Consider the following 25,525-nt stretch of genomic DNA (forward strand, 5'->3'; position numbering starts at 1 on the left):
GTCGTCCTAAATTCTGGACAAATAGTCAAAAAGTCTGGACTAGGAATCAAGTGTGTTTTCAGTAACTGAGCTAACTTCAATTGTTAGCGGTTCATTAAACAATAACCTACCGCATAATTTAGTCAATGCTAAATAAAACACAACAATTTGAAGAGAGAACACATTATGATTTATGCAAATCCAGGCAGTGAAGGTGCAAAAGTTAACTTTAAAGCGCAGTATGAGAATTATATTGGTGGCCAGTGGGTTGCCCCTGTAAAAGGAGAATACTTTGAAAACATTAGTCCAGTAAACGGCAAAGTGTTTTGTAAAGTACCTCGTTCATCAAAAGAAGATATCGAGCTGGCACTTGATAAAGCCCACGATGCAAAAGCGGCATGGGGAACAACGTCGGTTACCGAGCGTAGCAATATCTTATTAAAAATTGCTGATCGCATTGAACAAAACCTAGAAATGCTGGCAGTGGCCGAAACCTGGGATAACGGTAAAGCAATCCGTGAAACACTTGCGGCAGACGTGCCACTCGCGGCTGATCACTTTCGCTATTTCGCAGGTTGTGTGCGTGCGCAAGAAGGTTCAATCGGTGAGATAGACGAAACCACGGTTGCCTATCATTTTCATGAGCCACTGGGTGTAGTAGGGCAAATTATTCCTTGGAACTTTCCATTGTTAATGGCGGCGTGGAAACTTGCACCAGCCCTTGCTGCGGGTAACTGTATTGTTTTAAAACCAGCTGAACAAACGCCTACATCTATATTAGTGTTGCTTGAAGTGATTGGTGATTTATTGCCTGCAGGTGTTCTAAATGTGGTTAACGGCTATGGTAAAGAAGCAGGCGAAGCGCTGGCAACCAGTACTCGAATTGCGAAGATTGCCTTTACAGGCTCAACGCCAGTGGGTTCACATATTTTAAAATGCGCTGCTGATAATATTATTCCTTCGACGGTTGAGCTAGGTGGTAAATCACCAAATATCTTCTTTAACGATGTCATGGAAAAAGACGATGAGTTTTTGAGTAAAGCGATTGAAGGGGCTGTACTTGCGTACTTTAACCAAGGTGAAGTGTGTACGTGTCCATCGCGTTTATTTATTCAAGAAGATATTTATGAGCAATTTATTGAGCGTGTTCTTGCCCGAACTCTACAAATTAAACGGGGTAATCCACTTGATACCGAAACTATGGTGGGTGCTCAAGCATCACAAGCTCAGTTTGATAAGATCCTAAGCTACATCGAAATTGGTAAACAAGAAGGGGCCGAAGTTCTCGCTGGCGGCGAAGTCGAGCAACTGTCTGATGAGTTTAATGGCGGTTACTACATTCAACCAACGCTATTAAAAGGCACTAACGACATGCGCGTGTTCCAAGAAGAGATTTTTGGCCCGGTTATTTCAATGTCGACTTTTAAAGATGAAGACGAAGCGTTAGCCCTTGCTAATAGTTCTGAGTTTGGCTTAGGTGCTGGTGTATGGAGTCGAAACATGAACCGTGCTTATCGCTTTGGTCGTAAGATTGAAGCGGGCCGTGTTTGGACCAACTGCTATCACATGTACCCAGCACACGCTGCGTTTGGTGGTTATAAAAAGTCAGGCATAGGCCGCGAAACACATAAACTTGCCCTTGATCATTACCAACAAACTAAAAACCTATTAGTAAGTTACAGTGAGAATCCACTGGGCTTCTTCTAAAAGCAATTTCTTATTGTTGTCGAAACTACCCAAACGCCACATCTAGTGGCGTTTTTATTTTATAACGGGCATAAAAAAGCCCGGCGAACACACAAGCCAGGCTTTTCGACAACAATTTGGTGGAGTCACCGCGTGTGCAGTGACTCGGAATAAAAAAGCTTAGAGAACACACAAACTAAGCTTTTGACAACAATTTGGTGAGTCACCGCGTGTGCAATGACTCGGAATAAAAAAGCTTAGAGAACACACAAACTAAGCTTTTGACAACAATTTGTTGAGTCACCGCGTGTGCAATGACTCGGAATAAAAAAGCTTAGAGAACACACAAACTAAGCTTTTGACAACAATTTGGTTGAGTCACCACGTATGCAGTGACTCGGTATATAAAAAAGCCCAGAGAACACACAAGCTAGACTTTTTGTGACAACAATTCGGTTAGCGCAAACACGCTCAATGGTGTGAAGCTGTTTAGCTTAAAAGCGCTGATGAGTTAACTTTAGAGTAATCCTTCTAATTCGACAAACGATTAAAATAAACCTGATAGATGAATTTTTTTAATCTATTAGCATGTGAAGTACTTTTTATTGCCACAACAATGCCTTAGTGATTAAATAGGGTGTTTTTTAAACATAATAATTATTTAAAATGGATTTTTATGAAACGTTTGACGCTTTACTTATCACTCATCTTTACAGCTCTAAACTTTAGCCCTTTTGGTGTTAATCTATGTCGCGCCGATGAGGGGCGTACAGTCACTCACTCTAAAATTAATTGGTCTGAACTTGCTATAAAAGATGTTGAAGCGGCTTACCAATTATCGGTTATCAATCACCCAGGGATGCATGATGCACGTAACCCTGGTTTTGCTAAACAGCTTGAAAAAGCAAAGCAAGAAGGCTTAAAGCTGGCTGTAAAAGCGCATAGTTCACAAGGTTTTGCTGCGGCTATTGCACGTTTTAGAACTGTACTACAAGATGGTCATGCGGGAGCGATTGATACCTTACCAAGTGAATTAAAACCACAAAGAAGTTGGCCGGGCTTTTCAACTGTATGGCGCGATGATGCGTTAAAAGTGTATTACAGCGAATTAGATACAGTTGCCAAGGGCGATAAGCTCGTAAGCTGTGATAATACAGCAATTAATACTTTGCTCGTTGAGCGTGTTTTTCGCTATTACGGCGAAGTTGAGCAACCTGGTAGTTGGTGGAATCATGGCTGGCGACTAACTATTGATGACGGAAACCCGTTTTTATCGCCACTTGAAAGCTGCACATTTGAAAAAGCCGACGGCTCTGTTTACAGCTTAAAGTTAAATTGGCGTATTAGGCCTGATGATGTCAGTGGTAAACTTAAACATGCTTACAACGGCGACAAGTTACCAATTGAGCTTAATTGGCCTTTAAAGGATATTGCGTGGATCAGTATGCCAACGTATGCACCCAATGAGCAGCAGCAAGCAGATTACCAAACGATGCTGAGCGCCATTGAACAGCAACATGATAAGTTAATGCAAGCTAAAGCTGTGGTGCTTGATCTTCGCCATAATCAAGGTGGCTCATCGATGTGGAGTGAGCAAATAGCCTCAGCACTTTGGGGTAGTGAACAGTTTAAATATGGCCGCTATGAGTTACACAAAAATACCCAAGTGTGGTGGCGTGCTTCTAAAGGCAATACTGACTATTTTGGCGATGTAGTCGCAAGATATGATAAAGCTAGCCCTTGGTATCAATGGTTAAAGACGACTCACGAAAGTATGCAGGCGGCTTATGAAAAAGGTGAACATTTTTATGTTGAGATACCTGCAGCAGAGCAGCCAGCATTGCCAAAAAACGCCAGCAAGTTTACTACACCGGTTTATGTGATTGTGCCAGGGCAATGTGCCAGCGCCTGTTTAGACGCACTTGATAGTTTTAAATTATTTGCAAACACACAGTTAGTTGGCGCACCAAGTAGTACCGATTCTACCTATATGGAAGTGAGGCTCGAAACCCTACCTTCAGGTTTTGCTAAAGTCATTCTGCCGATAAAGGTCTATGTGAACAGACCCCGAGAAAAAGGCTTTTATTATCAACCTGATATTCAATTCAATGAACTTGAATGGACAACGCAAGCGCTTGTTAAAATGATTGCTGAGTTGTAATTAAACAAGTTCTTCTTGCTTTTTTATATTATATGAATACGATCTATATACGTTTCATATATAGGTCACATGATGGGTATTGTTAAAATAAGCGATGAGCTACACGAAGAAATCCGTAAAGCAAGCACAGCGATGGTACGCTCAATCAACTCACAATCTGAGTATTGGATTAAAATAGGGATGCTTGCAGAGCTTAACCCCACCATGACTTACAGCGATATTATCAAAGAGCAACTTCGTCAAGCTGATGTGAAGGCTAAGGATATGAGTGATGAGTAAAGTTGTAATTAAAAATGCAGACGAAATTGCTTTGATGCGAGAGTCTGGTCGATTACTTGCTGATGTATTTGCTTATCTCGACCCTTTTGTAAAAGAGGGAGTGACTACAATGGAAATAAACGATCTCGTTGAGCGCTACATCGTTGAGCAGTTACAAGCAAGGCCATCAAGTAAAGGGCAGTACGGCTACCCTTATGTACTAAATGCCTCTGTGAACGAGGTGGTATGTCATGGTTTTCCAAGCGAGAAGGGTATTTTAAAAGCTGGCGATATTGTGAATATTGATATCACTCTTGAGAAAAATGGCTATTTAGCTGACTCGAGCAAAATGTACTTAATTGGAGATGTATCGCCTTTAGCAAAGCGTTTGGTAGATAGCACCCAGCAAGCCCTGTGGCACGCGATTAAAATGGTAAAACCAGGCGTGAGGCTGGGGGATATTGGTAATGCGATTGCAAACTTTGCTCATCAACATGGTTATAGTGTGGTTAAAGAATACTGTGGTCATGGTATCGGCCAGCAAATGCACGAAGAGCCACAGGTATTACATTATGGCAAGAAAAATACCGGGCTGGTATTAAAAGAGGGGATGACCTTTACAATTGAGCCAATGATCAATCAAGGGGCTGCTAAAGTAAAAACCAAGCCTGATGGCTGGACTGTGGTTACAAGAGATAAAAAGCTTTCTGCGCAATGGGAGCACACTTTAGCAGTAACGGCTGAGGGAGTTGAAGTGTTGACCTTACGCGAAGAAGAGCAACACTTTTTAAATTAAATAGTGTGTTAACAGGCTAATTCAGCAACGGGCTCTTCTGCTAACCAGTTAAGGGCCGCTGTTTTTGACTTAAATACATTCATTATCAAGCCTGCTCGTTTATACAAATTGCAGTAGGTATCACTCAGCAAGCTACCGCCTTCAAGCCCATCTTTTATGACTAAGGCTGTTTTGGCTGGTGCAATGCCCTTACGCTTGAGTTCAACAAAATACACCATTAACTTTTCAAGTGCATCAGGGGTTGCCATACACGAATTTTTAAATTCAACTAATTCAAACCACTGGCCGTAATCAGCGTTGAGCTTATTGATGTAATCCTTTTGCATAAAAGAGTGCGCGTCAATAATCTCTTCATTGAAAGGACCTGTTGCGGTTGTTAAAAGTGTATTTTCACGTTGATAAAACTCAACAAGGCCGTGAGGTTTAAAGTTTTTGAATGGATAATGGTTTGTTGATACTTTTTTATGCATCCGTTCAATCCCTGAATATTTATTGAGCTTTTGATAATAGCAGTGAAATCAACGAATTCAATCTTTTGGTTTGGATTTTCTTGAAAACTAGTGAAAAAGCACTGGTTTTGCTACCAGGTAGAACCTGCTTGAATGTATATAGCATTTTGTTCAGGACCATGGGCTACATCTAAACCAATGCTGATACCGTAATGTTCATCAATCAAATAGCGAAACCCTGCACCCACAGTATCAATGGTTTCAGCCTTTGATAAGTCAGAAAAGCTATCGGCTGCCCAGCCCATACCAGTAAACACATTGAGTTTTATTTTATGTGTGACTTTATAGCTTGCTTCAGCTTCAGTAACAAATACATCTAGGCCTTGATAACGCGTTGCTGACACCCCACGCAAGCTAATACTTGGCGGAATGTAAACCGGTAAGCGTTTCTCACCTCGATTATTAACCGAGTCATACTGCATGCGTAAAGCAAAATTAAACTTATCGGTGTAACGCCAATAGTTTAAGGCGGTTAGCTTTAGACTGGTGTAATTAACCTTACTGCCAATAGCCTCATCAAAATATAAATATTCGGCCTTGTAATTAAAGCCACGTTCAGGGTTAAGCGGGTTATCTCGGCTATCGTATTCCAGTAGCGGACCGATACCTGACGTATTTACATCAAGTGAAAGGTGCTCCTTGATAATGTCGTTTTCAAGTAAAAAATCTTCGATAGGGTTATCGGCTAAGCTAATATCAACTTGGCGATAAATCTGTTTAAAACCGTAAAAGAAGTTACTATCTTCATAGCGTAACTTAAGATTTTGGAACACAGCAGGACCTTCAATATTTAACGATAATGGCGTGAGAAGCTTTATTTCATCGAAGGTATAAAAATCAAGATTGATACTCGCCCAGCCAACAATCCCTTGATAGCGAATTCGGTCTTCATCCCAAAACGTAATGTGGCCAACAGCGCCGCCTTTGGTGCCATTTTTAGTGCCCATAAGGCCAACTAAACTAATGCTTTGTGGTAGGGTAGAGCCCTCTTTTTTCTCCTTTTTAGCCTTCTTCTCGTTGTCATGAAAAAAAAGGCCTACAACACCAAGGCCAGGCCCTACAGCTGGCTCTGTAATAAACGTCGGGATGGGCAAAAATGAAATAGGTTCATCAACTTTTTGTTGTTGATTGCTTAATTGTTGCTCGGCAGGTTTTATTGCATATTCATCGTAACTTGATGCAAAGCTTTCAGTGCTTAGTAAACTTACCGCCAACATATTTATTAGTACTACTTTTTTCACTTAATCCCTTACCCTGTAGTTTATTCTTCTTCAAATCTTAATTTATAGTTGATAATTAAACTCGAGACGGTGGTCGCCATCCACAAAGTCAACGTTTTCATTCCAATTTGCAAAATAGCGGAGATTCATTCGCGGGTTTATTTGGTAACTTGCGGCGAATTCATGAGTTAAAATATGGCTTTGGTTCAACCCATAGTAATGGTCTTTGTAGTTATCACTACCGCCGATAGTGGTTAGCCAAAATGGATTGTAGTTAAGCCATATTTTATCGTTAATTGTCACTTTAGCGTACATACCCACTAAACCATAAGCACCCATAATGGAATAACCACTGTCACGACTGCCGTCATCTTCTAGGGTATTTTCACCAAGCGATGCACCCACACCAGCTAACGGATAGAACGTGAAACGTCCCATAGGTTTTAAAGCTTTAATAAAGCTGTACGAAACATCCATACTTTCGTCAGCAACAAGATTGGCATTAAGGTTATAGTTAGCATCAATTTGCGTTGCACTCATAGAGCTCAAATCAACAGAGAAGTTTCGAAAGCGAAACGAGTCGATAGAATCTGTTGTTTTGCTGTCGCTTTCCCAGCCTAGTGCATCGCCATATATGCCTTTTACTTCAATAACATTCATTCCGGCAGTTGTTGCGATACCTGTATCGTATGCTTGGCCTACTTTTAAGTTTAGCCCTTTGTTAGTGGTACCAAAGCCTATTTGAGTATAAACAGCCAGAGGATCTGACATGTCTTGTACTTCTTTTTGATTATCCGCATAACTGGAAAAAGAAACCCCAATACTAATTAGTGTGATGAGGTGATATGAAGTCATGTGTTGTCCTTACACAGAGATAAAAAGGCTGTTTCATTAGTTAGTTATAGTCTATTTTTTGTTCTTGTTCAATCCTAATTGAGGGCGAAAATATGGGGATCCAGTACTTAAAATTTATGGAGTATTAGTTTTTTAGTATAGCTAAAAAGTTCACTAAGTATTTGTTGTTAGGTATTAATTATTAATTTCAAAAGCGGTTTATAGAAAATAGGTGGTTTTATTGATAGAGGCCAATGTATATAAAGGTAAGAGCTAGAATCGACCGTTTTTTCATCTATACTGATGAAAGCTCATTGTGAGTGAAAGGTATTGCTTTAACTAATAAAGGATGATTTATGAAAAAACTAATAGCGGCAGCTATTTGCGGTTTGGTTTCAACGGTAAGCCTTGCAGCTGATAAGCCAAACGTATTGGCCATAATGGTTGATGACGTTGCGCCAATCTCACTCAGTGCATACTCACACGGTATGACCTACCCAACCCCTAATATTGATCGCATTGCTAACGAAGGTGCATTGTTTACTGATCATTATGCACAACCTAGCTGTACTGCGGGCCGTGCAGCATTTTTAATGGGGCAGTTGCCTGTGCGGACAGGCTTAACCACGGTAGGTCAACCTGGTAACCCTCTTGGTATAAAAGAAGCCGATCCTACCTTAGCCGAATTTTTAAAAGCTCGCGGTTATATGACGGCTCAATATGGTAAAAATCATTTAGGTGATTTAGATGAGCACTTACCAACAAAGCATGGCTTTGATGAATTTTACGGAAATTTGTACCACTTAAATGTGTCTGAAGAACCCGAGCAGGCTGATTACCCTAAAGATCCTAAGTTTGTTAAAAAGTTTGGCCCGCGTGGTGTGATTGAATCTTACGCCAATGGCAAAATCACTGATACTGGCCCACTTACTCGCAAACGAATGGAAACGTTTGATGAAGAAGTGTTAGAGCGCTCACTTAACTTTATGGAACGCGCAGTTAAAGCGAAAAAACCATTCTTTATTTGGCATGCCACAAGTCGTATGCATGTTTACACTCACCTAAAACCTGAAAGCCGAAATTTAGCGACAGGCATTAGTTCTGAAGAAGATATTTTTGGTAGTGGCTTGATGGAGCATGATGGTCATGTTGGCAAGCTACTAGATAAACTTGATGAGCTAAAAATTGCCGATAACACCATTGTTATTTACACCAGCGATAATGGTCCTGAGCAATCAAGCTGGCCTGATGCAGGAACCACTGAGTTCCGTGGTGAAAAAATGACAACCTGGGAAGGGGGCGTGCGCGTGCCTTTCTTGGTACGCTGGCCTGATGAAATACCAAAAGGCTTAAAGCTCAATGGCATTTCATCACATGAAGATGTTTTCCCTACAGTTGCTGCTGCATTAGGTGAAAAGAACTTACGTGAAAAGCTTAAAAAGTCAGACAAAGTGTATATTGATGGTGAAAACAACCTAGCTTATTGGACTGGTAAAGCTGATAAATCTGCACGTAACTATTTCTTTTATTACTATGAGTCACAACTTACGGCGGTACGTTTTGGTCCATGGAAAATGCACTTCGCGACCAAACCAAATGGCTTATATTACGAAGATATGGTAACTCACAGTATGCCTAAATTATTTAATTTACGTAAAGATCCATTAGAACACTATGATGGGGTGACTGGTTTTCATCAAATCATGCGTAAGAGTTGGTTGATGCAGCCGATTATTGCTAAGTTAAATGAACATGTTCAAACCTTTGTTGAATTCCCTCCACGTCAAGAAGCAGCGTCACTTAACGTGAATGAAGCAATCGAAAAAGCAAAATCACTAAACTATGGGCATTAATTATTAACCATAAGTTGAAAAGGGCCTACTTGGCCCTTTTTTAATGCTTAATGATTAATGCTATTCATCATTTCAAGCTGTTTCACAAACTGCTCAACTTGCTGGTTACCCGGTACCAGGCGGGCTAGGTTTCTGGCATAAAACAGCGCTTGGCTGTAGTTCTCTTCTGCCACATACCACTGTGCCAAACTGTAGCTGATATCTGGGTTATTCGGTGTTAAATTAAATGCGCGCTCAAGGGCTGAGATGGCCGCTGGCATGTTGCCTAAATCTTGTAATAGCAAAGCGTAGGTAAACTGATAGTTTGCATTTTCTTGTGCAAACTGCGCTGCTTTTTGTAAATGGTTAAGAGCGGTGTTTTTTTGTTTTGCGCGAATAAGGCTCATTGCCAGGGCATAATGTATGTCGGCGCTTTCTAGGTTAACGTCTAAGCCTTGTATTAAGATGGCTTGCGCTGCTTTTTCATCGCCTTGATTACGGTATAAATCTGCTAAATTGACATAAGCGGGAGCAAAAATAGGCTCAACACTGATTGCTTGCAGGTAATGTGCTTTGGCTTGCTCAGGCTTTTGTAATGTGAGCGCCAAATTGCCTAAATTGGTGTGTGAATAGCCACGCTCTGCTTGGTACTCTTGAATGCCTTTGTATTCATCAAGGGCTGAATTTAAGCGCTTGCTGTCTTGCTCATTAAGACCTGCTGGAAATGGTTGAGTTAACATACCTGCAAGTGCTCGTGCAGCTTCGGCTCTGATAGGCAAATTTTCATCATCTAAAAGCGGGTTCAACAGGCGCCAGCGCTGGTTGATATCAAACGGCATCGCCGCCTCAATGGCTGCTTGGCGTTTTAATGGTTCGCTGTCTTTTACTGAGCGAGCAATCGCGACGACAGCATTGTTATCTTGGCTTGCGGCTAAGCGGCTTAATGCTGATGCACGGATGATCTCAGGAAAGCCTTTATCTTGCACGATTTTGGTCAGCATGGTTGATGCATTAGGCAAACGGATATCCGCGGCATAAAACGCCTCAGAAAAATGCGCAGTGCCAAGGTGCTTTGAATGTGGATGCCAGCCTTTTATTTTAGCAACCGCCCATTGTGGCGTCTTGTCTTCATGGCAGCTATTACAGGCATTTGGGGCATTGGTTTTTAATGTTAAGTCTGGACGTGGTACCCGAAAGCTGTGGTCGCGCCTTGCATCCACTTGCATATAGGTGGTCGCAGGCATATGACAATCAACACATTGGCTACCAGTACTTGCCACTTTATGACCGTGATGTTTTGGCGTGTCGAACACCTCTTGGCTATGACATTGCGTACAGGTTTGATTACCCGGTAGCTTTAATTTACCCGAATGAGGGTTATGGCAGTTACTACATGTTACCCCGGCATTGAACATTTTACTTTGTAAAAATGAACCCCAAACATAGTCTTCGTCCCACACTTGACCATCAACGTGATAAAGCTCTGGAGTGAGTAATGAGCCTTGAAAGTGTTGTAAAAAGCTATGTGGGTCTTTGCGGTCATCAAGCTGTGAGCGGCGAGCATGGCATGTTGCACACACTTGCACTTGCTCGCTTTTTACCAGAGGCTGCACGCTTTGCATACTGCCATCGATTTCTTGGGTAAAAAGCGGGGTTTGCTTTTTAATATTATGAGTAAAGCCTTTATCAGCAATACTGCTATCGCCATCAGCCCATTTTAAATGCGCTTGTGTGTCGCCATGACACGCTTTACAGCTCACGTTAATGCTTGAATAAGTTGAATCAAAGCTATTCGTTTTAAGGTCAAATTGCTTTTTGAAATCAGTTGAGTGACAATCGGCACACATATGATTCCAGTTTTGGCCTTTTTGCGACCAATGAAAAAGGTCGTGTTGTTTCTGCTCAGGATGCAGTACAAACCAGCGCTGACCGCCGTCTGTTTTAGTGCGTGAGTCCCACGCAAATGGAAACAGTTGTATGTGGCCTTTGCCCATATTAAACATGTATTGCTGCAATGGCTCATAGCCAAATGTGTATAAAACAGGGTAGTCAGTCAACTTGCCATCAAGGTTTGGCATGCTTATAAAAAGCTGTTGGTCTTTTTGAAAAAAGCGCGCCTGCTGACCTTGATAGTCGAGGGTTTGTTCGTTGAAATTGCCAAGCACTGAAGCGGGAGTGGCTTTTTCCATAGCATGAAAATGATGGGATGTTTGCCAGTCTGCAACTTGGCTTTGATGACAGTTAACACACTGGGACTCTGCAAACACACTAAATGCGAAAAAGCTACATAACAGCCAAGCCAATCTCATCACAGAATAAATCCTTTTTATTTTTACCACATGCACTTATGAGTTATATCAGTTTGTTACAGATAAGCAAAGTCGGCTTGTTAAAACGGGGATATAAAAAAGCCCGAGAAGCTCGGGCTTAGTAAGTTATAGACTTTTCTTCGGTGGCAGCGCAACGTTAGCGAAGATAAGCCCCGCCACTAATGACATAAATATCAAGAAGGTTTGTTGGCCTATATGCTCCGCATAAACGAAATCTTGACCTTCAATTAATGAATTCAAACCGATATAGGTTTTACTTCCAGGTACTAAAACAATTAAACCTTGCATGGCTACAATAGAGGCGGGTGCATTTGCAACACGGTTAAACAAGTTACTGAATACCCCGACAGATAAAGCACCAACAAATGTACCTAATGTGTAGTCTAGATACATGGCTGAACCAATACTTGTGCCATACGCGATAAAGCCAGAAGCGATTGACCAAACTGCATGCTTTAATTTTGTTCTAAAAATAACGATTAGGCTGCTACATAACATGAAGATAGCAAGCCAGGCTGTCCACTTTGGTAATGGTTCCGGTTGCACAAAATCACTTTGTCCAAAAATAGCAAAACCAATACCGATACCAATAAAAGCACCAAAATACAGTTTAAACAGCAGCATGAATGAGTCCATCACCCGAGCTGTACCAGATACTAAATGCCTTGCCGCTAACTCTGCTAAACCGAGGGCTAATGCTAAGCCGGGTATAAATACAATGATGGCTGAAAGTACCACCAGTCGTATGTTTATTTGGGCATCAAGGTATACGCTTACAGCGCAGGCAATCATCGCAGAAACAATGGCAACTAATGGTTCAAGCATATGCGCAACACGCTTAGAGCGTGTTGACCAAAGTACAAATAAATACACCACTAAGGTGATCAGTGCTGACCAAAATACATCATTCCAGCTAGTCCCCATCAACATGGCAAATGCCCCACCTGAGGTCGCAAATGCAACGCCAGTCATAAATTTATTATATGGGTTTGGCATGGTGTAAATAATATCGAGCTGTTTATCGACTTCTTGTAGCGTCAGCTCGCCATTAAGCATTTTGTTTACTAAGTCATCGGTATCTGCCAGCGAGCCTAAGTCATGATCGCCCGGATCAACACGCGCCACATGGGTATACTCTTCTTCATGACCATCTGTCCAGATCACAAAAGTCACGGATGTTGGCGACATAACAAAAGATGATTTTAAACCGAGGTAAGTCGCAACTTCCATTAAGTGCGCTTCTAGTCGGTATGCAGGTGTACCGTATTTATGAAGCATTTTGCCAAGCTTCACGATAAATTTTCGTTTTTCAGTAAACGTTGCGGTTTTCAAAGGCGTTTTGAACCAAAGGTTAAATTGTTCAGTTAAGGATAGACCAAAATTCAATAAGATATAGTCTAATAGCTAGACTATATCGCTTAAATTGACCAGCGCGATTTTAGCGACAAAAGCCGCTATGTCTAGTGTTATTTACGGCAAAATTACTTATTTTTTGCTTCAATCCACTGCGCCATGTATTGGGTCGAACGCATGGTGTGATGTTTAAGCATTTGGCCGGTAAAATTTTGCTGTCTATGCTGCGCTAATGACTCACTAATGGTGGTGATTTTAGCGATTAACTGCGACTGAAGTTTTGATTTATCATAATATTTTTGCAATAACTGCTGGCCATTTTGCTGTGCCTGAGTAAATAACGCTTCATCTTGATAAAGTGCTACTGCAGCACCTGCAAATTGCTTTGCATCTTCACAGATTGCGCCTGACCAAGGCTCATCTTGATGCATGCCTTCACTACCAATAGGGGTTGTTACGCTCGGCGTTTGCATGATCATCGCTTCGAGTAACTTACCCTTAATACCCGCCCCAAAACGCAGTGGCGATAAACATACTCGGGCATCTTCCATAACTTGATAAGCATCATCTGCCCAGCCTTTGATTAAGAAGCCGGTTTTTGGATTGTTAAGCGCTGTCGCCTTAGGCGGTGGGTAAGAGCCATAAATATGGAGTTCAGCATCGGGTAATTGTTTGCGGATCAGCGGCCAAATCTGTTGCAAGTACAACACTGCATCCCAGTTTGGCGCATGACGAAAATTACCTATGGTCATAAAGTGCTTACGCTCAGCAAATGCTTTGGTGCTGGTAGGAATATGCTGTAAATCAACCAAAAATGGTAAATGGTGAAGTAGGGCGCTATCAACTTTGAAAACGTCATTGAGTAGCTGCATCTCGTAATGCGAGATAATTAAGCTGATGTCTGAGCGTAAAATTGCCGCGATTTCTCGCTTTGCAATATCGCTGTGTAAATCACTATGGCTGAATGCTCGGCCTGCTTTATGAGCTTCGTGACGGGCATTTCTTAGGCACTGTAAATCTTCGGTATCAAGAATTTTAAGTGCGTTAGGGCAGTATTTATCGACTCGCCAACCGAACTGTTCTTCCATCATAAAGCGATCAAACATCACAATATCAGGGTTATACGCTTGCACGTACTCATCAAAGCTTGAGCAGTTTAATGCAATGACCTGTGTGGTAATGCCATCTTCGCTGAGATCCACCATGTGTTCGGTTTTTTGCGCTGGGCTTGCAAATTCAACTTGCCAGTTTTCTGCACGAAAGGCGCGCAAGAGTGACATCATGTGGGTGCCGGCTGCCGACGAATTAGGCTCAGGCCATACATAGCCGATCACTAACACTTTTTTCATTGACTTGAATCTCGTATTTTTAAGTTAACATCCACCAAGGTGCGAACGGGTGGCGTTGATTTATCTAATAGTTCTTTTAACACCTGACAGGTGCGTTTACCGATTTCATCGGCATTAATGGCGATGGTTGAAAGAGAGGGCAACATTAAGCGTGAATCTTCTAAGTCATCAAAGCCAATAACTTTAATGTCTTTACCCGGCTCAAGGCCGTGTTGGCGCATAGCTTCAATCGCGCCGTAAGCAATCACATCATTAAAACAGACAATGGCCTTGATATTTGGCGCTTGTTTTATAAGGGTATTAAAGGCTTCTCGGCCACCTTGGCGGTTTGTCGGCGCTTGAATAACGGGTTTTTCGTCAGTGATATTAAATTGCTCAAGCGCAGCTAAAAAACCACTTAAACGTTCATGGTAGTCAGATATTTCTGCCGTGCCGCCTAAAAATGCAACTTCTTCTATGCCTTGCGATAAAATATGGCTAGTCGAAATATGTGTGCCTTTTTTGTTATCAGGCAAAATACACGGCGCAGCTGAAAACGGAATTTCACGCATGATATTAATAACCGGAAAACCACTATTTATTAAATCATCTTGCCACTGCTGCTCTGTCCCCGGTGCTGGACACATAATAAACGCCGATACGTTGTATTCTTTTAGGGTTTTCACCACTTGAGTTTGCCTTTCGACACACTCTGCAATATTCACCAGCATTGGCAGCATGCCAAGCTCAAAGATGTGTTTTTCGAGACCAACAGCAAGCTGAGCTGAATACGGGTTGGTTAAGTCATTTATAACCAACGCGACTAGGTTTGATCGCTTGCTGCGTAGGGCTGCAGCATCGCGGTTATACACATAGCCAAGCTTATCAATGGCAGCCAGTACTTTTTCTTTACTTTTTTTACTGACCTTATCACTGTTGGTAAGGACCAAAGACACGGTTGACTTTGAAACCTGTGCTTGTTCAGCCACATCCCAAATTGTGACTTTGCCTGTCGATTTTTTCATTTTTATTAGCAAAAAGTGGCGAATAGAGTGCTCTTATTTTAGCGTAATTTAGCTGTTTAAGTCACTGATTGGCTGCCAAAAGGGTCGAAACTCTTTATGAAATGCTGCAAACATGTTCTACTTGTTTACAGAATCGAAAATAAAAACGAAAAAGGAACGAACATGAAAGCATTTAAACTGCTTTTTGCGCTAGTCATTGGCGCAGCTGTTTGCACACCCAGTTTTGCTAATCAAGGTTATCAAACTCCATCGCCGGCACTGGCTGCTGTGGTTGACGCTAAGCTTGCACCGAGTAGTTATTTATCGAATGATGGCCAGTGGCTGGCGTTATTTGATAGAAAACGCATCGATACCTTACAAGACTTAGCCAAAGAAGAGTTGAAACTTGCGGGTATTAAGCTTAATCCTGCTAATTTTTCGCGCTCACGAGTGCGTAATAAATTTACATCTTTAGTGCTTAAGCATGTTGAAACAGGCTCTGAAATTGTTGTATCTGGTTTGCCAAATGGAATTTTACGCTCACCAAGTTGGTCAAGCGACAGTCAATATTTGGCATTTGTGGTAGAGCAAGCATCGAGTGCTAACCTATGGGTCTATAATGTAAGTACTAAGCAAGCCCGCCAGTTAAGTGATACGCCTCTTAATTCTGTGCTAACGCGCACGCCTTATACGTGGTTGCCAGATAGCAGCGCTATTGTCGCAAATGCAGCGGTCAATATTGGTAAAGCACGTATCAGCAATGACAGCTCGCAGGTTGTGCCTGTTATTCAGCAAAGTAGTGGTGAAAAAGCGCCTGCGCGTACTTATCAAAACCTGCTAACTAGCCCATACGATGAAGCACAATTTAAGTTCTTTGCCCAAAGCCAGCTGACTTATATTCCGCTCAGTGGTCAAGGCCAACCGATTGGTCAACCGGGCTTAATTAAATCGTTTTCGGTCTCGCCTGATTCAACCAATATTTTGGTTGGCATGATTGATGAGCCTTTTTCGTATCAAGTACCTTACAGCCGATTTGCTGCGACTTGGCAAATTTGGGGCATGCGTGGCTATACGTTAGCAGAGCTTGCGAAGCAGCCTTTAGCAGATAACATTCCACAAGGTTATGACAGTGTGCGTACTGGTCGCCGCGAATTTCAATGGCGTGCAGATCAAGGCGCTGAAGTCATTTGGGCAGAAGCACAAGACGGCGGTGATATGAAAACCGACGTGCCTTATCACGATCACCTTTATAGCCTAAGAGCACCATTTAAACGTGATGCGAAGTTATTTGCGAAAGTTGAACGCCGTTTTGACTCAATTACTTGGGGCAACGGTAATATTGCTCTGTTATCTGAATGGCGCTTTAGCGACCGACAAGTTCGCACATTTGTTATTCAACCTCGTAATGCAGATAAAAACCGCGTGCTATTTTCTGAGCGCAGCTATAACGATGCGTATAAAGATCCAGGTTACCCAATTTATGAAAAGAATGATTTGGGCGCTGATGTATTAAAAGTTGTTGGTGGGCGTTATCTTTTCTTACGCGGTAACGGTGCCTCTGAACAAGGTAATATTCCGTTTTTAGACCGATATGATGTAAAAACCAATTCCACAACACGTGTTTGGCAATCAGAAGCGCCATACTATGAGCGTGTGCGTGCAATGCTTGATGATGAAGGCGAGCGTTTAATTACGATTCGCGAATCTAAAACTGAGCAACCTAACTTTTTTATTCGCGACCTAGACGATAAAACCCTGACTCAACTTACGACTTTTGAGCACCCTTACCCAGAATTTAAAGGGGTGACTAAAGAGCTAATTCGATACAAGCGTGATGATGGCGTTGAGCTTAGTGGTACGCTTTATTTACCGCCTGGTTATGATTCAACTCAAGGCCCGTTACCGGTTCTAATGTGGGCTTATCCGCTTGAATATAAAGATAAAGCTGTTGCGTCACAAATGCGCGAGTCGCCTTATGAGTTCACTTATATCGGTTATTGGGGGCCAATGCCTTATCTTGCAAAAGGTATTGCCGTATTTGACGACCCGAAAATGCCAATTGTGGGTGTTGATGGTAAAGAGCCAAACGACTTATTTCGTAAGCAGCTGGTGGCAAGTGCTAAGGCTGCAGTAGATGTACTTGTTGAAAAAGGTGTGGCAGATAAAGACAAAATTGCCATAGCTGGTCACTCTTATGGTGCCTTTATGGTGGCGAATTTATTAGCGCACAGCGATTTATTTAAAACCGGTATTGCCCGCAGTGGTGCTTACAACCGTACCCTAACGCCATTTGGTTTCCAAGGTGAAGAGCGTGACTTTTGGCAAGCGCAAGATGTGTACGCGGCGATGTCACCGTTTTTCCATGCTGAGAAAATCAATGAGCCTATGCTGATGATCCACGGTCAAGAAGATCCAAACTCGGGTACCTTCCCAATGCAAAGTGAGCGTATGTACGCTGCATTAAAAGGCCTAGGTAAAGAAGCCCGCTTAGTGATGTTACCTTATGAGGCGCATGGCTATCGTGCTCGTAAGAGCTTGCTGCATGTACTTTGGGAGCAAGAGCAGTGGTTAGAAAAATATTTATTAAGTGACGAAAAACCCGCAGAGCCAGTTGCCGCTGACGGTGTCACTCAGTAATTTGTTAAATGGTCATGTTAGGAATCCCCGCCCATTAAGCGGGGATTTTTGTATTGCCTACTTGCATATTCTTATTCGTAGATAAGCGGTTAGCAAATAAGAGGAAATGTTGTTCATGTTTATAATTCCAGATACCGACAAGAAAATTCGAGCAAAGATATCTAGCTATAAATCTGCTTTTAACCGAGAGATTAGAGATTATGGGTGTATCTCAGATGGTTATGGTAAGCGATATTTAATATTTCCTTTGTTGCTCGTACTCAATGATATGAAAAAAGCTGAGCAACACATACAGTGGCATGATTCACACTTTCCTGATGATATGGGTGAGCCAGTGCAAATGTTGTGTCGTTCGATACTAACTTTTCGTATTGGTGATATTAATAAGGCGTCTTACGAATTAGCTGAAACTATGTTTTCGAATGTATATTTATTGCCATGGCTACTTGATGAAAAAGTAGAGCCTATTGATATGCGCCATCTAACAAACTTCTCACTGTTAGAGTATTGTGAGGAAGTACCACACAGAGTTCTCGAAAGCATATCAGAGCAAGAGCTGGAGTGGATTTACAGCTGCTATCATTCAGAGGCTTTTGTAAAAGCAAGAACACGTTATATTGAAATCTACACGCGCTTAAAGCATGTTTCAGAAATGGATGAACGCGTTAAGCTATCTGATGAAGCTGAGAAGTTACTATCAGCTCTAAAAGTTTAGCAGGCAATAGCTTAAGGGAAGGTCCTAAGTGCTTGGTTTCTGCTTTGAATGCTATTTTAGTCAATTAAATTAGGCCTTTGATGCGGTCGTTATAAAACAAGGATGCTCATGAATAAGTTTATAATTCTAATATTATTTTTAATATCGTCTTGCTCATTACATGCAAAACAAACCAAAAGTTTAGAATTTTCTAAAGTGCTAGATAAGGAGATCCCGTTAATTCTTGAAAAAAGCAAAGCGCGTGGTATTGCTATATCGATTGTTCAAGGGAATGAGGTGCTTGGTTCATATTCTTATGGCCATGCTGACGCTGAAAATAGAACCCCAATCACACACAAAACTTTATTCAATGTTGGCTCCATTTCTAAAGTGATTACAGCTTGGGGCGCAATGATACTAGTTGAACAAGGTAAAGTTGAACTTGATAAACCAATTAATGATTACTTAAAAAGCTGGAAAATACCGAATTCTCAGTTTGATGCTAACAAAGTAACTTTACGTAATATTCTCTCTCATACTGCAGGGCTTTCATTAAGTGGCTACAATGGATGGAGTGCTGAAGATCCATTACCTACTCTTGTAGAGTCATTAGAAGGCAATAACACGGGTGATGGAGCCGTTAAAATTATTCATGAACCTGACACTAAATGGTCATACTCAGGTGGTGGTTACACGATAGTTCAGCTGTTAATTGAAGACCTGACTAATCAATCTTTCAGTAATTATATGACTGAAAACGTTCTTTTACCCCTCGGAATGGCAAATTCTTCGTTTGATATCAACCGTATTTCTCCAGCAAAGCTGGCTAGTCCTTACGATGAGAATGGCAACAAAACAGCTATGGTGTACTTTACAGAAACAGCTGCAGCTGGCTTTATAACAACGGCAGATGATTTAGCTAAGTTTAATCAGGCAGTGCTAAAAAATGAGCAAGGTAATTACATTGGTTCAAATATTTTATCAAATCAGCTTATTGCAAATATGATTCAAGCTCAGCCTCACACAGGAGGGCGATGGAGTATGAGTTATGTCGTAGACTCTGAGAATAACAGTCTAGGTTTTGCAGGGTTTAATAGAGGCTGGACATCCTTAACTCGCTCTGTGACAGATAAAAATATTGGTTATGTAATATTAAACAATAGTAGCGTTGGTGGAGTGAATAATGAAATTGATCAACTCCTGCTGTCTGTAATTAAAGGTAGTTAAACTGAAGCGCACATAGCAAGTATCTTAGCTATGGGTAATCGGTTTTAATTGCTCGCTTAACCAATCAATAAACACTCGGGTACGCCTTGGTAAATGGCGTCGATTTGGGTAGACGATATTCATAGGCATGGGCGGCAAATTATAGTCAGGCAAAACTTGGATAAGTTCACCACGACTAAGCTCGTCAAGAACTCCATGACGAGGCACTTGAATAAGGCCAAGCCCAGCTAAACACGCTGCTTTATAGGCATCCGTATTGTTGACTGTGAGCTGTGATTTCATGGTCAGGGTTTGCCAATCGCCTTGCGTATCTTGGTATTCAAAGCCAGGGTCAAGTTGGCCGAGTGTTTGGCTATAGCGAACAATATAATGCTCGGCTAAATCGCTAAGTTCAGTGATGTTGCCATAGTTTTCAATATAACCTGGGCTTACACAGTTAATCATCGGGCAGTGGCCAATTTTTTTCGCAATCAGCGATGAGTCTTCTAAATTACCGACTCGCACTACACAATCAAAGCCTTCTTCAATTAGGTTAACTCGTCTGTCAGAACTACTCAGTTCAATCTCTAATTGCGGGTGTGCAGATAAAAAGCTGTCTAGATTCGGCAGCACTAAACGTCTGCTAATTGGCTGTGGCATATCTACTCTAAGACGCCCTGATAACGCTTCGTCTTTTTTATGAAATAGGGTTTGTAGTTCGTCTAAATCAGCAAGCATATCTTTGCAGCGCTGATAAAAAACCGTGCCTTCGTTGGTCAGCGTAACTCGCCTTGTTGTGCGGTTTAGAAGCCGAGCACCTAGCGTATCTTCGAGTTGTTTGACCAACTGCGAGACGGATGATTTAGGCATGCTCAGTGCAAGTGCTGCTGCCGAAAAGCTTTTTAGCTCTGCAACCTGAACAAAGGTTTTCATGGCATTTAGTTCATTCATGATTGTTTGTTATTTGCGAACAGTTAATTCAATTTTACATGGTTTATCTGGTTTTGCAGTGTAAATATACTGGTTGCTCACAATTACTTCAAAGCAAAAGGGTAAGCACGATGAGCAACAAAATTGCAGTGATCACAGGCGGTAATCGCGGTTTAGGTAAAAATACGGTTTTAAGTTTGGCACGTAAGAACATTGATTGCGTATTTACTTACAGAAGCCATAAAGATGAAGCGCAGCACGTTGTAGAAGAAGTTGCAGCGCTAGGGGCAAAAGCCGTCGCCATTCAACTTGATGTGAGCGATATTTTAGGTTTTTCTGAATTTAAACAAACACTTGAAAGTACTTTGGCAACACAATGGCAAACGTCTCGATTTGATTATTTAATCAATAACGCAGGTCATGGCAGTGATAGTGCATTTGCTGATACCAGTGAAGCTATGTTTGATAATTTGATGAATGTACATGTTAAAGGTGTGTTTTTCTTAACACAAACACTGCATGAGATGATCAATGATGGCGGGCGTATTATTAACTTATCTTCAGGGCTGACACGTTTTGCATTACCAGGAAAAGCGGCCTACGCCACCATGAAAGGGGCCGTTGAGGTATTAACCAAATACATGGCAAAGGAACTTGCTGGTCGCAATATTGCCGTGAATGTCGTCGCACCCGGTGCAATTGCCACTGATTTTGGGGGCGGTGCTGTCCGTGATAATGAGCATGTTGCTCAATTGGTCAGTTCATTTACAGCCATGGGACGCGTTGGCCAAGCTGATGATATTGGCCCTATGATTGCGCAGCTACTCGGTGATGAAAACCGTTGGGTGACCGGACAACGCATTGAAGCATCAGGCGGTATGTTTTTATAAGCCTGTTAGCAATCGCGTGTATGTTTGCTTATTTAAGTGGATGTGATTTAATCGCTTTCTATTTTTAAGCAATAAACATGTGATTGCATTTATGCTCGATTTAGCAGTACTCGCGGTTTTTATTCCGACCTTTTTCTTTGTTTCTATTACACCTGGTATGTGTATGACGCTCGCCATGACGTTAGGCATGAGTGTAGGCGTTAGACGTACGCTGTGGATGATGGTCGGTGAGGTGTTAGGGGTTGCCACGGTAGCCATTGCTGCGGTAATTGGGGTTGCCAGTATTATGCTTAATTACCCTGACTTATTTGCCTTTTTAAAATACCTAGGTGGCGCGTACTTAATATACTTAGGTGTTAATATGTGGCGCGCTAAAACCAGCTTTAAACCTAACGATGACACACAGCAGCAAATTGGCCGTGGACAATTGTTTTCGCAGGGTTATATCACTGCCATTGCAAACCCAAAAGGGTGGGCATTTATGATTTCTTTACTCCCTCCGTTTATTAATGTTGATTTAGCAGTTGCTCCTCAGCTTGCTGTATTAGTAAGCATTATTATGCTGAGCGAATTTATCTGTATGTTGATTTACGCAACAGGCGGTAAAAGCTTAAGGCTGTTTTTAGATAAAGGCGATAATGTGAAGTGGTTAAACCGTATTGCTGGCGCGCTTATGATGGGTGTAGGCGTTTGGCTGGCGCTAGGTTAACGCTAAGTTGGATAATACCCATCTGCATATTGCAAATGGCTATTATCCTTTATGAGTCTTAATCAACTAATTCAACTTGCTTAGACACATGGTTAAAGCATAGTTTTAAAGTATCAATGGCAGTCCTTGTTTTTGCCGCTAAACTGTCTCGGGCTGGTGTTACAGCATAAACAGTATAGTTTGGCATTGCCCATTCAGGTGCTATTTCAACCAGTTCTTTCGATTTTAGTAAATGCCTAACTTCTGGTTCAGGTAACACGCCATAGCCAACACCATCAATCACAAGTTTGATTAAACTTTGCATGTTGTTCACTGTAATTTTAGCCTTTGGCAGTGGCTTGCTTTCTAATGTAGAAGGGTTAAATGCGTTGCTGTCAGCATTACTGTGTCCAATTCTGGCAAACTGGTTGAGATCTTGCCAGCGAGCCTGTTTTATTTGACTAATTGGATGATCTTTATGGGCGCATAACTTTAGTGGCCACGTTGCTAATTGCCTTGCTACTAGGTTGGAATCTGTTAATGGGCCAATAGCGATTGCTAAGTCAGCGCCGCATTTAATCATATCAATTGGCTCGTCAGTCAAAATTAACTGAATACGTAAATCATCAAATTCGTTAATTAAGCGCTCCAACGGCTCGCTTAATAATCCTCCACCAAAACCCACTGGCGCCACTAATTTAAGCTCGCCACTGGGCTTATTTTGCAAATGTTGTAATTGCGTACTGGCTTGATCAGCAAGTGCCAGCATTTTTAAACAGCTTTGATAATACAGATGGCCGGCTTCGGTTAAGGTAAGTTCGCGTGGGCTGCGGTTAAATAGGCTTAATCCGATTTCTTGTTCTAATTGCTTAATGTGTTGACTCACAGCCGATGTGGTCATCGATAACTCTGCAGCTGCACCGCTCATATTGCCTGTCTCTACAGTACGAGAAAAAACGCGTAGTGTTTTTATCAGCTTGGAATTCATAGTTCAGGCCTTCTTAATTCAGTTTTAAGAAATCGTAAATTGTGAAAATCGGGACTTCTCATTAGTATGCAAACGCTAATTATTATCATTAATAAACAAAATGTCACGGAGTATTATTATGACGAGGGTTGTTACGAACATTTTACCATTAACGGCAGCTATACTGGCTAGTTTGTCTTATTCTGCAAATGCAGATGATAAAAAGCAAGACATGGAAGTGATTGTAGTTTCTGCTTCAGGTTATGAGCAGATGCTTAAAGAGGCACCAGCCAGCATCAGTGTTATTGATCGTGAGCAACTCGAAAAGCGTTTTTATCGTGATCTAACCGATGCAATGACAGATGTTCCTGGTGTGGTTGTCACAGGTGGTGGCGACAGAAAAGATATCAGTCTTCGTGGTATGGCAAGTCAATATACTTTGATTTTAATTGATGGCCAGCGTCAAACCTCTCGTGAAACCCGCCCAAATAGTGATGGCCCTGGTGTTGAAGGAGCATGGACTCCGCCTATCTCAGCGATTGAACGCATCGAGGTTATCCGTGGCCCTATGTCGTCATTATATGGCTCAGATGCAATCGGTGGGGTTATCAATATTATTACCCGTAAAACACCAGAAAAATGGTACGGCGAACTGCGTTTAGATAGCACCATTCAAGAATCAAGTGAGTCGGGCAATATCAATCAAGGCAGTTTCTTTACTGCGGGTGGTTTAATCCCTGAGTTATTAGGTATGCAGTTATCAGGTCAGTTTTCAAAGCGTGATGAAGACGATTTTGAAGCCGGTTTTCGTGGCAAAGAGCAAAGCAATATCAAAGCAAAGTTTATCTTAACACCTTCTGATAACCACGAAATCATGCTGGAAGTAGGCTCTGCAAAACAAAAACTTGACGAAACATTAGGCAAAACAGTTGCTCCTTTAGCTGAAGGTGAAAGCTGTGGCCGAAATGGTTGCCCAGAGTCATCAACCACAGAGTACGACCAAGAAACGTATTCACTAAGCCATAACGGTTTTTATGATTTTGGTTCATCACGCAGTTACCTAAAGTACGATAAATTTGATAATACTTCGCGCGAAATGTACGTCGAGAATACCGATGCGCAAACCAGCTGGACGCTGCCATTTACTGATCACAACGCAACACTTGGTGCAGCTTATTTAAAAGAAGAGCTTGATGATTACACAAGTAACAAAATTAGTGATCTAACGCATGTTGAAAACGAGCAGTGGTCGGTGTTTGCCGAAGATGAGTGGGCAGCAACCAAGCAGTTTAAACTCACAACAGGTCTTCGTTATGACCATGATGGCAATTTTTCAGGCCATTTCAGCCCACGTTTGTATGGTGTGTATACAGCAACTAAATCGTTGACGGTAAAAGGCGGTATCTCTACAGGCTTTAGAGCGCCGAATATTCGTCAATCTACCGCGGCCTGGGGGCAAGTGAGCCGAGGTGGTAATATTTACGGTAACCCAGATTTAAGCCCTGAAAAATCTGTAAACTACGAAATGGGTATCTATTACGATGCAAACCGTGATTTATCGCTTTCAAGCACCGTATTTTACAACGAATTTGAAGACAAAATTACCCGTATTTCGTGCCCACTCACCCAGTGTACTGATGGACCAAACCAGTTTGGTTCGATGCCAACGACCTATGTCAATGTGGATGAGGCCGTTACACAAGGTTTTGAGTTATCAGTATCTTACGACATTACCAGTGAGCTTGATGTTAGTGCCAACTACACCTACACCGATTCTGAGCAAAAAACCGGTGAATACAAAGGCAGCCCACTTAACCAATTACCAAAGCATATTTTACAAACTTCAGTTAATTGGCGCCCGGTTGATAAGCTAGGTACGTGGCTGCGTGTACATTACCGTGGTGAAGAAAGTCAGCCGACAACAGGTCCGTCACAAGACAGCTTAATTGCGCCAGATTACACCTTGGCTGATATTGGTGGTAACTATGATTTAAGCCGCAGCATTAAGTTAGGGTTTGGTGTTTATAATTTATTTGATAAAGAAATCACCGAAGCTGAATACGGATATGTTGAAGATGGTCGCCGTTATTGGCTATCAGTCGGGTTTAATTTTTAAGCCCATACCTTAGCAAAAGCAAAGCCAACGAGTTACGTTGGCTTTGTTAATGAAATTGGTTTTAGTTTTGAAAATAACAACAAACCCGATGATGCTACCTTTGGGTT

Annotated in this window: 20 protein-coding genes; 11 read left to right on the forward strand and 9 right to left on the reverse strand. The window is 41.8% G+C overall.

What is annotated here, in order from left to right; all coding sequences use genetic code 11:
* Positions 1–165 precede the first annotated feature (165 nt).
* From exaC to map, 4 genes are all read left to right on the forward strand, one after another.
* The gene (gene exaC / locus IRQ78_RS03010) at positions 166–1,686 is read left to right on the forward strand and encodes an acetaldehyde dehydrogenase ExaC (protein ID WP_194441306.1); all 1,521 of its coding nucleotides are present in this window, start codon (positions 166–168) and stop codon (positions 1,684–1,686) included.
* 655 nt (positions 1,687–2,341) lie between these two features.
* Complete coding sequence (locus IRQ78_RS03015) at positions 2,342–3,826, forward strand: S41 family peptidase (protein WP_194441307.1); 1,485 nt, start codon at positions 2,342–2,344, stop codon at positions 3,824–3,826.
* Positions 3,827–3,898: 72 nt separating this feature from the next.
* Positions 3,899–4,105 carry a ParD-like family protein gene (locus IRQ78_RS03020; RefSeq protein WP_138618367.1) on the forward strand — a complete coding sequence of 69 codons (207 nt, stop codon included), beginning with the start codon at positions 3,899–3,901 and terminating at the stop codon, positions 4,103–4,105.
* Entirely contained in the window at positions 4,098–4,880 is a 783-nt protein-coding gene (gene map / locus IRQ78_RS03025; protein WP_138599384.1) for a type I methionyl aminopeptidase, read from the forward strand. Before IRQ78_RS03020 ends, map begins: the two co-directional genes overlap by 8 nt.
* Positions 4,881–4,888: 8 nt before the next feature.
* Here map and IRQ78_RS03030 read toward each other — a convergent pair whose 3' ends face one another.
* The 3 genes from IRQ78_RS03030 to IRQ78_RS03040 all read right to left on the reverse strand — a co-directional run bounded on the left by IRQ78_RS03030 (position 4,889) and on the right by IRQ78_RS03040 (position 7,464).
* The gene (locus tag IRQ78_RS03030; RefSeq protein WP_054553999.1) at positions 4,889–5,350 is read right to left on the reverse strand and encodes a hypothetical protein; all 462 of its coding nucleotides are present in this window, start codon (positions 5,348–5,350) and stop codon (positions 4,889–4,891) included.
* A gap of 110 nt (positions 5,351–5,460) precedes the next feature.
* Entirely contained in the window at positions 5,461–6,630 is a 1,170-nt protein-coding gene (locus IRQ78_RS03035; protein ID WP_323741522.1) for a BamA/TamA family outer membrane protein, read from the reverse strand.
* Positions 6,631–6,672: 42 nt separating this feature from the next.
* A complete protein-coding gene (locus tag IRQ78_RS03040) occupies positions 6,673–7,464 on the reverse strand; it encodes a hypothetical protein (RefSeq protein WP_138599386.1) in 792 nt (263 codons plus the stop codon).
* A 335-nt stretch (positions 7,465–7,799) separates the two neighbouring features.
* Here IRQ78_RS03040 and IRQ78_RS03045 point away from each other — a divergent pair, with 335 nt between their 5' ends.
* Entirely contained in the window at positions 7,800–9,296 is a 1,497-nt protein-coding gene (locus tag IRQ78_RS03045; RefSeq protein WP_054553996.1) for an arylsulfatase, read from the forward strand.
* Positions 9,297–9,343: 47 nt separating this feature from the next.
* On the opposite strand, the gene IRQ78_RS03050 is transcribed toward IRQ78_RS03045, so the two are convergent.
* From IRQ78_RS03050 to IRQ78_RS03065, 4 genes are all read right to left on the reverse strand, one after another.
* Complete coding sequence (locus tag IRQ78_RS03050; RefSeq protein WP_194441413.1) at positions 9,344–11,584, reverse strand: cytochrome c3 family protein; 2,241 nt, start codon at positions 11,582–11,584, stop codon at positions 9,344–9,346.
* A 126-nt stretch (positions 11,585–11,710) separates the two neighbouring features.
* Positions 11,711–12,937 (reverse strand): threonine/serine exporter family protein, encoded by a 1,227-nt coding sequence (locus IRQ78_RS03055; RefSeq protein ID WP_082389304.1) that lies wholly within the window; start codon positions 12,935–12,937, stop codon positions 11,711–11,713.
* Positions 12,938–13,086: 149 nt separating this feature from the next.
* Positions 13,087–14,307 (reverse strand): glycosyltransferase, encoded by a 1,221-nt coding sequence (locus tag IRQ78_RS03060; RefSeq protein WP_194441308.1) that lies wholly within the window; start codon positions 14,305–14,307, stop codon positions 13,087–13,089.
* Complete coding sequence (locus IRQ78_RS03065) at positions 14,304–15,311, reverse strand: LacI family DNA-binding transcriptional regulator (RefSeq protein ID WP_194441309.1); 1,008 nt, start codon at positions 15,309–15,311, stop codon at positions 14,304–14,306. The genes IRQ78_RS03060 and IRQ78_RS03065 overlap by 4 nt, the downstream gene beginning before the upstream one ends.
* Positions 15,312–15,473: 162 nt before the next feature.
* Here IRQ78_RS03065 and IRQ78_RS03070 point away from each other — a divergent pair, with 162 nt between their 5' ends.
* The 3 genes from IRQ78_RS03070 to IRQ78_RS03080 all read left to right on the forward strand — a co-directional run bounded on the left by IRQ78_RS03070 (position 15,474) and on the right by IRQ78_RS03080 (position 19,848).
* Entirely contained in the window at positions 15,474–17,927 is a 2,454-nt protein-coding gene (locus IRQ78_RS03070; protein WP_194441310.1) for a S9 family peptidase, read from the forward strand.
* A 115-nt stretch (positions 17,928–18,042) separates the two neighbouring features.
* The gene (locus IRQ78_RS03075) at positions 18,043–18,642 is read left to right on the forward strand and encodes a hypothetical protein (RefSeq protein WP_054553991.1); all 600 of its coding nucleotides are present in this window, start codon (positions 18,043–18,045) and stop codon (positions 18,640–18,642) included.
* A 108-nt stretch (positions 18,643–18,750) separates the two neighbouring features.
* Complete coding sequence (locus tag IRQ78_RS03080; protein WP_228482488.1) at positions 18,751–19,848, forward strand: serine hydrolase domain-containing protein; 1,098 nt, start codon at positions 18,751–18,753, stop codon at positions 19,846–19,848.
* Between the two features lie 24 nt (positions 19,849–19,872).
* Here IRQ78_RS03080 and IRQ78_RS03085 read toward each other — a convergent pair whose 3' ends face one another.
* Positions 19,873–20,778, reverse strand: coding sequence for a LysR family transcriptional regulator (locus tag IRQ78_RS03085; RefSeq protein ID WP_194441312.1), 906 nt, complete (start codon positions 20,776–20,778; stop codon positions 19,873–19,875).
* A 110-nt stretch (positions 20,779–20,888) separates the two neighbouring features.
* On the opposite strand from IRQ78_RS03085, the gene IRQ78_RS03090 reads away from it, so the two are divergent.
* Together IRQ78_RS03090 and IRQ78_RS03095 are read left to right on the forward strand one after the other, a co-directional pair.
* Positions 20,889–21,647, forward strand: coding sequence for an SDR family NAD(P)-dependent oxidoreductase (locus IRQ78_RS03090; RefSeq protein WP_194441313.1), 759 nt, complete (start codon positions 20,889–20,891; stop codon positions 21,645–21,647).
* Positions 21,648–21,738: 91 nt separating this feature from the next.
* Positions 21,739–22,356, forward strand: coding sequence for a LysE family translocator (locus IRQ78_RS03095; RefSeq protein ID WP_194441414.1), 618 nt, complete (start codon positions 21,739–21,741; stop codon positions 22,354–22,356).
* 58 nt (positions 22,357–22,414) lie between these two features.
* On the opposite strand, the gene IRQ78_RS03100 is transcribed toward IRQ78_RS03095, so the two are convergent.
* The gene (locus IRQ78_RS03100; protein ID WP_138599394.1) at positions 22,415–23,323 is read right to left on the reverse strand and encodes a LysR family transcriptional regulator; all 909 of its coding nucleotides are present in this window, start codon (positions 23,321–23,323) and stop codon (positions 22,415–22,417) included.
* A gap of 118 nt (positions 23,324–23,441) precedes the next feature.
* Here IRQ78_RS03100 and IRQ78_RS03105 point away from each other — a divergent pair, with 118 nt between their 5' ends.
* Entirely contained in the window at positions 23,442–25,418 is a 1,977-nt protein-coding gene (locus IRQ78_RS03105) for a ligand-gated channel protein (RefSeq protein WP_228482489.1), read from the forward strand.
* The last annotated feature ends 107 nt before the right edge of the window (positions 25,419–25,525 follow it).

The sequence above is a fragment of the Pseudoalteromonas simplex genome, assembly GCF_015278155.1.
Taxonomy (GTDB): Bacteria; Pseudomonadota; Gammaproteobacteria; order Enterobacterales; family Alteromonadaceae; genus Pseudoalteromonas; species Pseudoalteromonas simplex.